Consider the following 13,583-nt stretch of genomic DNA (forward strand, 5'->3'; position numbering starts at 1 on the left):
TTGCAATTATACAACATTATTTTGACAATATTCTACTTGAGTTTAAAAGAAGTTGTTATTTTTGTCAGCCCAAATGGGTTTGTAAAATGATTCAACGCATACAAAGTATTTATATTATTCTTGCAGCTGCAGCCTCTGCCGGTCTCATTTTTGTTTTTCCATTATACGCTAATGCGGAAGAAGGTGTAGTTTTTGCTCAGGATAACCTGGTTTATCTTGGCTTATTTGTAGCAAGCGCAATACTATCTTTAATTACTTTATTTTTATACAAGAACAGGAAGTTGCAGTTTGTGCTGGGACGACTCAATATAATATTAAACTTTATTTTACTAGGTGTATTAATTTACCAATCGCAAATCTTATCCGGAGAAGCTGATGCTTCAGAGAAGGGTATTGGGATGTTTATTCCCGTTATTTCTATCGTTTTTATTGCTTTGGCCAACAGGGCAATCAAGCGGGATGAAGATCTTGTAAAATCTGTAGATCGGTTGCGATAGACCTATAATCTTAGTTCATTAGTGCGTAAGCCCTGCAGTATGCCAACTGCAGGGTTTTTGCGTTTTACCATAAAAATCATCTAGGTACTTCTATCACTTCCAGATTTTCTATTTTTTTACCATCTATGGTAAATCGTAACATAGTACGCACTTTATGAAAACCATGTTTACCTATTGCGCCGGGATTCATATGTATAAGATTAAGTTTTTTATCTGGCATCACTTTTAAAATGTGAGAATGTCCACATATAAAAATTCGAGGAGGATTATTTCTTATTTCGTCGCGAACTGCAGGAGAATATCTTCCGGGATAACCGCCTATATGGGTGATCCATACTTCTACATCTTCACAATAAAATCTGAGATTTAAAGGGAATTCATTTCTTATCTCGTGATTGTCAATATTTCCATATACGGCCTTAAGAGGTTTTATCTTTTTTAGCGCATCTGTTACCGCAAGATCACCTATATCACCGGCGTGCCATACTTCATCTGCTTTTTGAGCATGTTTTAAAATATGATCATCGATATAACTATGCGTATCACTTAGGAGCAATATTTTTTTCATAAAGTAAAGTTGGTCGGGCTGTGTTGACTTGTTATTAGGTACAGAGTAAAAACACCTCAAAGATGTATCTTTGCAAACTTAATTAGAAAAAGTAGGATTGAGATATTTTATTGAAATAGCTTACAACGGCTCTAATTACCATGGGTGGCAGCGCCAGCCTCAAAGTAGTTCTGTGCAGCAAATGCTGGAAAAAGCAATAAGTACAATATTGCGCGCCCCAATTTCTATCACCGGTGCCGGTCGCACAGATACCGGGGTGCATGCTAAACAATTATTTGCTCATGTAGATCTCGATGAAAACTGGGATGCTTCAGATTGTGAGCAGTTCAAATATAAACTCAATCGCTTCTTGCCCGCAGACATTGCTATTTTAAATATATTACCCGTAAAGATGGATGCTCATGCACGCTTTGACGCAGTAAGCAGAAGCTATGAATATATTATAAATGTAGAGAAGAATCCTTTTACTACCGGTCAGGCCTATTATTTTCAGCACAGGCTGAATATAGATGCTATGAACGAGGCGGCTAATTTTTTAGTTGGCAGCAAGGATTTTAAGTGTTTCAGCAAGACAAATACCGACGTTAACAACTATATTTGCGCCGTAACAGAAGCTTATTGGGAGCAACGTGGTAGCCAGCTTATATTTCGCGTAAGCGCCAACCGATTTTTACGAAATATGGTACGTGCAATTGTGGGTACCTTACTTGAAATAGGAAAAGGGAAGCAAGGTGTGGCTCACATGCAGGATGTTCTGGCAAGCAGAGATAGAGGAGTAGCGGGTACTTCTGCACCGGCGCATGGTTTATATCTCGTTTCTGTAAAATACCCTGAAGAAATATTTATTTAAATGGCAGAGAGTAAAGGCAACGCATTCGATTTTGGTCTTTTTAGACGCTTGATGACTTATACCCGTCCCTACAAGCCAAGGGTTTTTCTGGTAGCGATTTCTGCTATATTAATGTCACTTTTTGCTGTTCTAAGACCGATTTATCTTGAACTCGCCATAGACGAAGGTATTAAGCCCAAGAGTCTTGATGTAATGTTGCACTACATCGTATTGATGTTTGTGGTGTTGATGGGTGAGGCTATCTTTCAATTGATATTTATATATTTTGCAAGTTGGTTAGGTCAAAATGTGATACGCGATATGCGCGTTAAATTGTTTGGCCACATGCTGCGCTTCAAAATGCAGTACTATGATAAATCTGCCGTAGGCAGGCTGGTCACTAGAGCTGTAAACGATATTGAAACGATCGCGAGTATCTTTAGCGAAGGCTTATTTATGATTATAAGCGACTTGCTGAAGATGAGCGTAATTATAGGTGTTATGCTTTATAAAAGCTGGGAACTCTCTTTGATCGTTTTCGCCATTCTGCCTTTTATACTTTACGCCACGCGCGTTTTTCAGCGGGCAATGAAACTTGCCTTCGAAGAAGTGCGCACACAGGTCGCAAACCTTAACTCTTTTGTACAAGAACGTGTTACCGGAATGAAGATCGTTCACATTTTCTCTCGTGAGAAAATAGAGCAGGAGAAGTTTGACAAGATCAATAAAAAGCACATGAAAGCATGGAATAAGACCGTCTGGTACAATTCTATATTCTTTCCTGTAGCAGAAATGTCTACTTCTATCACAATAGGTTTATTGGTTTGGTATGGCGGTCTAAAAGCTGCACAAAGTGATGTGATAACTATAGGCCTTATCACGGCTTTTATTCAATTTGCGCAGATGTTATTTACTCCGCTAAGACAGATAGCAGATAAATTTAATACGCTGCAAATGGGTATGGTGGCTGCGAGCAGGGTTTTTGGTATTCTTGACACAGATTCTACTATTGCAGATAACGGTAAAAAGGAGCTGGAATTTATAAAAGGTGAAATACAGTTTGATGATGTGCATTTTAGTTATGTGCCTGATGAAGAAGTATTAAAAGGTATTGATCTTACTGTAAATGCTGGCGAAACAGTTGCAATTGTAGGTTCTACGGGCGCAGGTAAATCAACTATAATTAATTTACTCGGCCGTTTTTACGAGATTGATAGCGGTAAAATAAGTATTGACGGTATTGATATTAAAGATGTCTCGATTGCTTCTTTACGAAATAATATAGCGGTTGTTTTACAAGATGTATTCTTGTTTGCAGATTCTATTTTAAATAACATCACTCTTAGCGATCCTACTATTACAGAGCAGGATGTAGAAGATGCCGCAAAAGCCATTGGCGTAGATAAATTTATACAAACGCTTCCCGGGGGTTATCATTATAATGTGAAAGAACGCGGTGCAATGCTGTCAAGCGGGCAACGCCAGTTGATAGCATTTTTGCGTGCATATGTAAGCAACCCAAGCATACTTGTGCTTGATGAGGCTACATCATCTGTAGATTCATACAGTGAGCATCTTATTCAAAAAGCAATAAATAAGATCACAAAGGGGCGTACTTCTATAGTCATTGCGCATCGCCTTGCTACCATTAAAAAAGCAGATAAGATCATTGTGATGGAAAAAGGTAAAATAGTAGAGTCTGGAACACATAAAGAATTGCTCAAAAAAGAAGGTGGTCACTACCGCAATCTTTATGAAGTTCAATTCATGGCAGAAGAAACTATTTAATTAGTATTAGCTTTCACAAATGACTCAAGTAAACCCAGTTTGTAGGCAATAATTCCGGCTGCAATTGATATAATCGCTATTAAGAAAGCGGCAATGAGCAAATAAAGCAGGGCTTTTAAAATAACTTCTCCCCAATCTATGGCATATAACTTCTTAAATACATATCCTGCATAGAATAGGAGTAAGAGTTGTGTTGTACTTGCTATTACTAAATTTAGCGTGAAAAAAGGAGCAGTAATAAGCGATAGAATTGACGTAATAATACTGTACTGGCTATATAAATACAGAAATATGATAAGATGCTCCAGGTAATTGTATTTCTTGTTGGTTATAAAAACAAGTCTTGACAGTGCCGCTAAAACCGGAATAGTGCAAAACTTTAAGAGAGCAGAATAGTTGGTTGCTATTTGAAGTACCTTTTTAGTGATCTCGACTGTTCTTTTATCACCTGTTTGTCCTGATATTTCAGAGTTGTGGTTAATTTGGAAAAAACTGAATGAAAAAAAGGAATTTAAGAAAAATAGACTATTTAGTTCTCGGGTTATATTTAATAATCGGTTTTCTGATTTTTATTTTTTATTATCAAACACTACTTCCACAAAAGATAATTAATAATTGTGTATTAGCATTTGGTTTTTGTTTTCCGTTTTTACTTTATGGTCTTTATTATAAACGATTCAGAGATTTAAAAGTTATCACAATTTGGTCTTTTATTGCAATACTTCAAATTGGACTTTACTTAACTTATAAGCAAAATTCCGATTTCATTAGTGCGAGAGGAACTTCATATTTAGAATATCTAATTATGTTGCCAATTTTAATAATTACTTTTTCTTTATTAAGATTTTTGTATCGGCTGATTTTTAAAAAAGAATTAATAATTAATGTATATAATATTAGAGATAGAGAAATAGGTGAAGAACGAGAAGTAAGTGATGCTGATTTAGTTTTCTCAATAATTGGATTTGTTATATTGATCTTCGGTATTCACTTTGTCATTAATTTGTTAAACTAAAAAAACTAACCACAACACCGTATCCTATGAAAAGCAATAATCCACTTTTCCAAAGTTAATATTTAAATTTTAATTAGTTCATAATGATGATTTTGAGGTGTTGAATAGTTGATAACTCCGATAGGATTATCCATTATTCAACACCATATAACTTGCTCCGCATCCTATATGTGGTCCATCTTAAATGGCCACCAGCATCTGTATGATTATAAGCTATAATAAGCCCGTTCACTTGCTATAAAATGTGATCCACTTCTTGAATTAAGGGTCACCTACGGTGTTTTGTGATCCGGGCTGTATCTACTTTTGGTTGAGCTTTGTTATCTAGTTTATGTTAAGCCACTACACCTATGACATAGGGTGTTTCTGTTTTAATTACCGCAAGGGTTCGACTCAATAGTTTCCTGGCCACCTTGACGATGATACTCTTTACGTTCTTTCCTTGGTGCTTGCGGTAATACTCCTGCATTACAGGGTCTGTCCTGATTGCCTGCCAGGAGGCCTCTATAAAATAGCTGCGTATCAAACGGTGCGCGCGAGGAGTTATACCGGTAGTACGTAAATTATCACCGCTCTGGTGTATTCCAGGAGCCAATCCCACATAGCCCGAGAGGTGTTTTAAATCCCGAAAACGACGAAGGTTTCCCAGCTCACATAAAATACCACAGGCAACTATACCACCAATGCCGGGTATACTGCGCAAAAGCATATAATCCGTCTTGTAATATACCTTGCAGAACCTGCGTAGGCCCGTTGAAACATCACGAACCTCCTGATCGATGAAACGAAACATACGCATACGGCTATCAAGGGTGGCACGCGCAGGGCTATAGGCAAACTCAAGGTTGTCCAACCAATCCCTAAAAGAATGGCTCCAATGACTGTTATCATATTCCTTGGGCAGGCTTACTCCCATATACAGCAGCTGTGATTTGATCAAACTCTTGATGCGGCGGTAATCCTTCACAAGATCATTGCGACGGCGAAAAAGACTGCGCAGTTGCTCCCGCTGAATATCTGGAACGTGAATACTATCTAAGCGACCGTCCTTAAGCTCTCTGGCTATCAACTGGGCATCTATGCGATCGGTCTTGGTATGACGCGCCTTGCCTGTTCTGTAAATGTCCGCAGGGTTAACCACAAGGGACTTCCAGCCATAACCCTCAAAACTACGGTGCGCATAATACCCGCAACATCCCGCTTCATAGGCCGTGGTAACCTTATAACCTGAATAGTGGCGTGAAACATAATCCCACAACTTATCTGGATCAGGATCCATAGAAAAAGTCTTCCCTACTGAAAGATCTGTAGCACAATGTATCTTCCAGCTACGCTTGTGAATGTCAATACCAATGTATAAATTCGGGCAAGCAGTGTGTTCTAATTCCATATCTTAAATTTTTAGAGAACTTTAAAGATAGTGGACACGCTGCTTTTACATAGATGCTATATCTCATAGCTAATTGGTTACTTAATAGAAGTTAAAACATATTTGGAAAGTCGCCAAATTTTTACAATCTGGCTTGTGTTTAAACCGAAAATAATCGCTAATTTACACGCAACGAGCCATATACACGACCGTTAAACAGATCATCAAGAAAGAAATTATTAAAAAAGAAAACGTAGATACCTGTTACGGTTAAGGAGATCCCAAAATAGCCAACAGCGCTAATATATCTTTTGCGCATCCCTTTTATGTAACCGCCTATAACATCTTCCGGTTTTGTAAAAAGAGCTATAAAGGTTTTAAAAAATGAATTGTCAAGATTTAAAAAACTACTTGAGAATTCTTCAAGAAGATTTCTGGTTGTTAGTCTGTTTTCTATTTGTTTAGCCCCGCAGGAAGAGCAATAAGACATTGCTGGCGGAACGCTAGAACTACAATTGAGACATTTTTTTATGTGAACGACATGGGTATTTCGTATTTCGCCCATGAGATTAAGACAGATCTTTACGTATAAGCTCTATGAGCTCTTCAGAATTTTTAAAGAGTACAAATTCTCCATCTTTTAAATAGCTTATTTGCCCCGTTTCTTCACTTACAACTATTGCAAGAGCATCTGTTTTTTCGGTTACACCTACCGCAGCCCGGTGGCGCAGACCAAAGCGCAGCGGGATATTTCTTTCGTTAGAAACAGGTAGAATTGCTCTGGTCGCTGTGATCTTATTTTCTTCTATAATTACGGCACCGTCATGCAGGGTAGCATTCTTAAAAAAGATACTCTCGAGTATAGGTCTGTTGATCTCAATATTCATAGAATCTCCTGTAGATTTTATAAAGTCGAGATTAGTGGCGCGCTGTATAACTATTAAGGCACCGGTTTTAGTCTGTGCCATATTCTCACAGGCACGTATAATATCTTCAACCTTTGTGGGTGATATAGATTCATCCTGTAGAAATTTGATATGTTTTAAAAAGCCTGTTTTTCGGCCCAGTTTTGTAGAACCTATCATAAGGAGAAACTTTCTTATCTCCTGCTGAAAAACCACGATCAAAGCAAACATACCGGCACCTATAAACTCACCCAGGATGTTACTTAGCATTTCCATCTTTAAGATCTCTGTGATCTTCCAGATTCCCCAGACGATAACGATACCCAGAAAGATGTTTATGGCAACCGTACCTTTTACAAGTTTATAAACATAATAGAGAAGAGTAGCAACCAGCAGGATATCTATGATATCTAAAATTCTGAAATTTTCTAAAATGTCCAAATGATGAGGTTTTTGTAAAAATAAGAGAAAATTTAAAGTGTAGTGATTTCACTTTATGTATTACTCCAAAATTTATCAACTTTAGTTAAAAGTGCCAAATTTAATAATAACTATAAAAATAGTTGTGTAACTAAAAATTTCGTTTTAAGTTTGATATGTATTCATTATGTATTGCATTTATTATGGAAAAACTTACCAATAAAGAAGAAGAGATCATGCATGTGCTGTGGCAGCTGGAAAAAGCATTTGTAAAAGAAGTGCAGGCAGAACTCGCTGAAGAAAACCTGCATTACAATACGGTATCAACAATTATACGCAACCTTGAAGAGAAAGGATATGTGGGGCACAATGCCTTTGGTAAAACACATCAATACTTTCCTGTTATAAGTAGAGAAGTTTATGGCAAGAAATTTTTAAATGAGGCTACCCGCCGATTTTTTGACAGTTCATACAAAGACATGGTTTCCTTTTTCGCAAAAGAAGAAAAGATCACAGCAAAAGAGCTGCGCGAGATATTAGAAATTATAGAATCTAAAAAAGATTGATATGGAAGCTTTGATCTACTTGCTAAAAAGCGCCGCTGTTTTGGCGATTTTCTATAGTATTTACCGGATTTTTCTTGAGAAAGAGACGTTTTTTGGCACAAACAGGCATTTTTTGATCGCCGGTATTTTATGCGCAGCAACCTTCCCTATACTCACATTTACGCAACTTGTATACATTGACCCGCTGCCTGTAGATAGTTTGCAGATAGATCAATCTATGCTCGTAATAGAATCAAATGAAAGTACAGCTGCATCTATCAACTGGTGGCAATGGGGATTTTATATCTATTTTACCGGATTTTTAATAATGACCGCCCGATTTTTAATGCAATTGGGAAGTATGTTCAAATTCCTTTTCGGGAAACCGGGAAAGAAAATAACTGGTTTTAGATTTATAGAAAATGAAGACCTGGACGCACCATTTTCATTTTTTAACTACATTATCTACAATCCGCAAAATCATTCGGCAGATGAACTGGAAATGATCTTAGCGCATGAGAAAACACACGCAAGACAACTACATACTCTTGATATTTTGCTTGCCCAGGTTTTACTAATCGTACAGTGGTTTAACCCGATCGCATGGTTTTATAAAAAGAAAATAGAACAGAATCTTGAGTTTCTTGCAGATAAAGAAGCTTTAAGCGAAATAACAAATCGTAAGACTTATCAACTTACGCTTCTCAAAGTTTCTTTTGCCGGAAATACCCCGGCTTTAGCCAATAATTTTTATCAATCATTTATCAAAAAACGAATAGTTATGTTAAACAAAAATGAGTCTCGTCGCAGCAGTAAACTTAAGATTGCTGTGGTACTTCCGCTTATAGCGCTGTTTTTATGGAGTTTTAATGTGAAACAAGAAGTGAGGATTAAAGAAAGCAAGAGTATATCTGCTAAATCTACAGCAAATCCTGAACTAAATAATGCGCAAATGTCAACTTCAGCTCAGGAAGTGAAAGGAATAATACAGCAGGATACGCTAACTGGCAATTACAGAGTCCTGGATTCTCTTGGCAAAGCCTCAAAAGGCTACAAGATGGTAAAGGATACTCTTGTTAAAATACCGGTTCTAAAAACTTTAAGCATCAAAATAAATGACCCATTTAGGGTTACAATAAACCAAACAATGTCAAAAGACGAGGTTGATGCTGTGGTAGATAAATTAAAGAGCGACTACGATGTGATATTACGTGTAAGTAATTTAAAATATAACAGCGATGATCAAATTTCTGGAATTACATTAAAAATAAAAGATAACCAGACTGGTAATACCGGTAACTTCAATTTAAAGAAAGAATCTACAAAATCTAATGAAGAAGGTGTTGGTATTATTGTAATTGAACGTACAAAAAGTGGCGGACTAAGTTTTGGCTCTGGTAAAACCATGACAGAATATTTAGATAAAACAAGAAATTTATACGGTAGTGGGACGCGTTTTCATGTACAGAGAGATAGTTTACACGCTTTAAATCAGGAACGGCAGGTAGAGGTGGAGAAGCGAAAAATAGAAAAGGAAAAGAGGCGAATAGAAGGTGAAGGCCGCATTGTAAAACGTCAGGAAGATGCAAATCAGCGAATTGTAGAGCGTGAAAGGCGACGTGTAGAGCAATTAACAGAAGAGCAACAGGAAGAGCAAAATCAACGCGCATTAGCATATGAGGAGAGAAAAAATGATCTTATAGACGAGCGTAAAGAACGTCAGGAAGAAATGAAAGCACGCATGGAGGAGATGAAGGAGCGCCAAAAGGAAATGAAAGATATTGTTGTTTCTGAAAATGAACTTGGTACAATAGGGCCTATAAAGCTTAAAGATGATGTTCTTTACATTTTAGATGGTAAAGAAATTGATTTAGAAGAAGCAAATAAAATTGATCCACTCGACATAAAATCGGTAAATGTGTTGAAAGGTGACAAAGCCACAGAAGAATATAAAGACAAAATGGAAGGAAAACGTGGTGTGATTTTAATTACTACGAAAGAAAAATAAGTAAGTCTTCAATAAAAAAAGCCCGATTTAGAGCTACTAAATCGGGCTTTTTTATGTCAAAAAATTAGCGGCCCAATAATGAATATGTGTAAAATCGCCCTTTTTGGGTTAAAAATCGCCTAGGGATCTCAAAAATCGTAGAAAAATACCCTACAATTATTACAGTATTTGAGCTTTAATGCAATTTTTCCTTATGATTGATAACTTGTTTGAAGGGAAAATTTATAAATAAATAATATAACCTATTTTTTTACTTACAACTGTATAGGCAATTTCACAGATAATTAACTAATTGCTTGCCCACATGATTTTTACTTACATACTTTGTATATCAATAAATCAAAAAACAGTATTAATCAATTAAAAAATCATCAATCAAAATCGAATTTCGTTCATCAATCAAATCATCATTCATCAATCAACAACGAACATTTATTTCATTTAATCAATCATTAAACTAATAGTAACCTTTAAAATTTTTCAATCATGATCAATGTAATTATCAAACTAATCGAAACAATTTTTGGCTAACCACCTATTTAATAGATTCTGAAAGCGCGCTCAGAATCTTATTAATTTCAATAACTTTGATAGATTACAAATTGATACGATTACTAAAATTGACCATAGGTGAAGAAAAAACTGTTTAAGGCATTAGCAAAAATCAATAAGCAAGTACTTCCTAGTTTTACTAAGAAGAACCTTGATCTTACAAAAGCCAGTAAATTGCAACTGGCAATTTTTGGTTACAAACTTTGGGTAACTAAAAATGCTCTTGATTAAAATAAAAAAACCTACCCGTTTGCAGATGCAAATTACAGGTAGGCTTCTATTTAAGGAGAAGAAATTTCTTTCTAAACTTCCTTTTATTTTACTTCTTTTACTGGTTTAATCCATAGATTATCCATCTCTTCTAGTGTTTTTTCTTTTGTTTCCGGAACAAATTTCCAAACCAAAATCATAGCTAATATGCTCATAACTCCATAGATCCAATAGGCGAAACCGTGATTGAATTTTTCAAGTAAATAACTGTTTTTGTCCATTAAAGGGAACGTCCATGATACTAAATAATTAGAAATCCATTGCGCTGCTACAGCTACTGCCATTGCTTTACCTCGTATTTTATTAGGAAATATCTCAGCTAACAAAACCCACGCTATAGGCCCCCAGCTCATTGCAAAACTCGCTACATACAGTAACATGCATATTAATGCCACGATACCTACGGTTTGAGAAAAGAATGCGGTACCCAGTGCAAACATTGATAACGCCATACCTAGCGCACCTATTATCATTAAAGGCTTTCTGCCAAATCTGTCTACGGTTAAAATTGCCAGAACTGTAAATAATAAATTCACTGCACCTACAATGATTGTCTGTAGTAAGGCTGTATCTGTACCAGAGCCCATCCCTTTAAAGATCTCAGGAGCATAATATAAAACCACATTTATACCTACAAACTGCTGGAAAACCGATATTAAAATACCTATTACAATTATAGGAACACCGTAAGAGAATAATTTACCCGAATGGTGTACAACTGTACTCTTAATTTCTAAGATGATTTTTTCAGCTTCTGCAAGTCCATTTACTTTAGTTAAAACCTCGAGAGCTTTCTCAGGCTTATTCTTAAGAACAAGTGAACGTGGTGTATCTGGAACAAAAAATAATAAAACAAAAAATAGAGTAGCGGGTATAGTTTCTGAAGCAAACATATATCGCCACCCTACAGTATTTAACCAGCTATCATCACCCTGACTGGCAATGTAATAGTTTACAAAATAGACGATCAACATACCAAATATTATAGCAAACTGATTTAAAGAAACCAGTTTACCCCTAATCTTAGCCGGTGCTATTTCAGATATGTATAAAGGCGAGAGCATAGATGCCAGACCTACTCCTATACCACCTATAATTCTATATACTATAAAAATATAGATATAGGTATGATCTCCTTCACCTATTGGTTTAAAGAACATTTCTGGCATTGCAGATCCTATTGCCGAAAGAAGAAATAAGAATGCTGCCAGAAGAAGACCGTTTCTACGGCCCATACTCTTGCTAATTACACCTCCAGAAAGACCACCAATGATACAGCCTATAAGTGCACTTGACACTACAAAGCCTAATCTGGCATTTGCACTGGTTTCGTCCAGACCAAATGGAAGAACAAAAAAGCTTTCCAACGAGCTAACTGTACCAGAGATTACCGCTGTATCATAACCAAATAAGAGGCCACCAAGGGTGGCCACTAAGGTTAACTTAAGTAAATAGGTAGTATTATTTGATATTGCCATAATCTACTTATTAACTAAATTGATTGATTATATTCTCATAAAGTTCTTGTTGACCGCTTTCAGGTTTTATATCCTGATGACTTTTCGCGTAAGCGTGAAGATCTTCAAGAGTTGATTTTCCTTCTTCAAAAGTTTTACCTGCACCGGTGTCAAAAGTAGCATAACGCTCTTTTTTCATCTGCTTGTAGTTTGATTTCTCAAGCACAGCATCTGCATTAATAAGTGCTCTTGCAAAAACGTCCATACCACCTATATGCGCGTGGAAGATATCGATAAGATCTGTTGAGTTTCTTCTAATTTTTGCATCAAAATTCACGCCGCCGCCTTGTATACCACCAGACTGAAGAATAACCATCATCGCCTGAGTAAGCTCATAAACGTCTACAGGAAACTGATCTGTATCCCAACCGTTTTGATAATCACCGCGGTTAGCATCAATACTACCCAGAAGTCCGTTATCTGCAGCAACTTGTAATTCATGCTCAAAAGTGTGCTGTGCAAGCGTTGCGTGATTAACCTCTATGTTTAATTTAAAATCGTTTAATAGATCATATTTAGTAAGGAAACCTAAAACAGTTGCAGCATCAAAATCATACTGATGTTTAGAAGGTTCCATAGGCTTAGGCTCTATAAAGAAGGTCCCTTTAAATCCTTGTTTGCGTGCGTAATCTTTTGCAGAATGTAAAAAGCGAGCCATGTGATCCTGCTCACGTTTCATGTCTGTATTTAAAAGAGACATATAACCTTCACGGCCACCCCAGAAAACGTAATTCTCACCGCCTAATTTAATTGTAGCATCAAGCGCGCCTTTTACCTGTGCACCTGCATAAGCAAGAACATCAAAGTTTGGGTTAGTTGCAGCACCGTTCATATAACGTGGGTTGCTAAAGCAATTTGCTGTACCCCACAGTAATTTTACTCCGGAAGCTTTTTGCTTTTCAAGAGCATAATCTGTAATGATGTTCAATCTCTTTTCAGACTCTTCAAGAGAGCTGCCTTCTGCGATAAGATCAAAGTCGTGAAAACAGTAATATTCTGCACCTATTTTAGTAATAAATTCAAAGGCAGCATCCATTTTATCTTTGGCTTGCTGAATAGGATCACTATTTGTTAACCAGGGAAAATTTTGTGTAGGAGCACCAAAAGGATCTCCTCCTGTACCTGTGAATGTATGCCAGTAGGCAATGGCAAATTTAAAATGTTCTTTCATGGTCTTGCCTGCAACCACTTTGTCTGCGTCGTAATATTTAAAGGCTAACGGGTTAGTAGATTCTTTCCCTTCAAATTTAATTTTATCAATACCTTTAAAGTATTCCTTGTCACCTAGGGTAGTCATAAT

At 36.6% G+C, this 13,583-nt stretch carries 13 protein-coding genes; 7 read left to right on the forward strand and 6 right to left on the reverse strand.

Annotated elements, in window-relative coordinates; all coding sequences use genetic code 11:
• Positions 1–86: 86 nt before the first annotated feature.
• Positions 87–497: a DUF4293 domain-containing protein gene (locus ACH3O9_RS10925; protein WP_416440313.1), complete on the forward strand. Its 411-nt coding sequence runs from the start codon at positions 87–89 to the stop codon at positions 495–497.
• Between the two features lie 76 nt (positions 498–573).
• Here the strand turns inward: ACH3O9_RS10925 and ACH3O9_RS10930 are convergent, their stop codons facing one another.
• Positions 574–1,065, reverse strand: a complete 492-nt coding sequence (locus ACH3O9_RS10930; RefSeq protein WP_416440315.1) for a metallophosphoesterase family protein — start codon at positions 1,063–1,065, stop codon at positions 574–576.
• Positions 1,066–1,162: 97 nt separating this feature from the next.
• Between ACH3O9_RS10930 and truA the strand changes: the two genes are divergently transcribed.
• From truA to ACH3O9_RS10945, 3 genes are all read left to right on the forward strand, one after another.
• Complete coding sequence (gene truA / locus ACH3O9_RS10935) at positions 1,163–1,915, forward strand: tRNA pseudouridine(38-40) synthase TruA (protein ID WP_416440317.1); 753 nt, start codon at positions 1,163–1,165, stop codon at positions 1,913–1,915.
• Positions 1,916–3,682: an ABC transporter ATP-binding protein gene (locus ACH3O9_RS10940; protein WP_416440319.1), complete on the forward strand. Its 1,767-nt coding sequence runs from the start codon at positions 1,916–1,918 to the stop codon at positions 3,680–3,682. It abuts the gene before it with no gap.
• 496 nt (positions 3,683–4,178) lie between these two features.
• Complete coding sequence (locus ACH3O9_RS10945; RefSeq protein WP_416440321.1) at positions 4,179–4,697, forward strand: hypothetical protein; 519 nt, start codon at positions 4,179–4,181, stop codon at positions 4,695–4,697.
• A 334-nt stretch (positions 4,698–5,031) separates the two neighbouring features.
• Here ACH3O9_RS10945 and ACH3O9_RS10950 read toward each other — a convergent pair whose 3' ends face one another.
• The 3 genes from ACH3O9_RS10950 to ACH3O9_RS10960 form a co-directional block, all read right to left on the reverse strand.
• On the reverse strand, positions 5,032–6,087 hold the full coding sequence (locus ACH3O9_RS10950; protein WP_416440323.1) for an IS110 family transposase: 1,056 nt from the start codon (positions 6,085–6,087) through the stop codon (positions 5,032–5,034).
• A 157-nt stretch (positions 6,088–6,244) separates the two neighbouring features.
• Entirely contained in the window at positions 6,245–6,631 is a 387-nt protein-coding gene (locus tag ACH3O9_RS10955; RefSeq protein WP_416440325.1) for a DUF3667 domain-containing protein, read from the reverse strand.
• Positions 6,632–6,635: 4 nt separating this feature from the next.
• Positions 6,636–7,412 carry a diadenylate cyclase gene (locus tag ACH3O9_RS10960; RefSeq protein ID WP_416440327.1) on the reverse strand — a complete coding sequence of 259 codons (777 nt, stop codon included), beginning with the start codon at positions 7,410–7,412 and terminating at the stop codon, positions 6,636–6,638.
• Positions 7,413–7,594: 182 nt separating this feature from the next.
• On the opposite strand from ACH3O9_RS10960, the gene ACH3O9_RS10965 reads away from it, so the two are divergent.
• From ACH3O9_RS10965 to ACH3O9_RS10975, 3 genes are all read left to right on the forward strand, one after another.
• A complete protein-coding gene (locus ACH3O9_RS10965) occupies positions 7,595–7,957 on the forward strand; it encodes a BlaI/MecI/CopY family transcriptional regulator (RefSeq protein WP_416440329.1) in 363 nt (120 codons plus the stop codon).
• 1 nt (position 7,958) lies between these two features.
• Positions 7,959–9,944, forward strand: coding sequence for a M56 family metallopeptidase (locus ACH3O9_RS10970; RefSeq protein WP_416440331.1), 1,986 nt, complete (start codon positions 7,959–7,961; stop codon positions 9,942–9,944).
• A 630-nt stretch (positions 9,945–10,574) separates the two neighbouring features.
• Positions 10,575–10,727: an SsrA-binding protein gene (locus ACH3O9_RS10975; RefSeq protein WP_416440333.1), complete on the forward strand. Its 153-nt coding sequence runs from the start codon at positions 10,575–10,577 to the stop codon at positions 10,725–10,727.
• 83 nt (positions 10,728–10,810) lie between these two features.
• Here ACH3O9_RS10975 and xylE read toward each other — a convergent pair whose 3' ends face one another.
• A complete protein-coding gene (gene xylE, locus ACH3O9_RS10980) occupies positions 10,811–12,244 on the reverse strand; it encodes a D-xylose transporter XylE (RefSeq protein ID WP_416440335.1) in 1,434 nt (477 codons plus the stop codon).
• 10 nt (positions 12,245–12,254) lie between these two features.
• Positions 12,255–13,580 carry a xylose isomerase gene (xylA, locus tag ACH3O9_RS10985; RefSeq protein WP_416440337.1) on the reverse strand — a complete coding sequence of 442 codons (1,326 nt, stop codon included), beginning with the start codon at positions 13,578–13,580 and terminating at the stop codon, positions 12,255–12,257.
• Between the last annotated feature and the right edge of the window lie 3 nt (positions 13,581–13,583).

The sequence above is a fragment of the Leeuwenhoekiella sp. A16 genome, from assembly GCF_047946675.1.
Lineage (GTDB): Bacteria > Bacteroidota > Bacteroidia > Flavobacteriales > Flavobacteriaceae > Leeuwenhoekiella.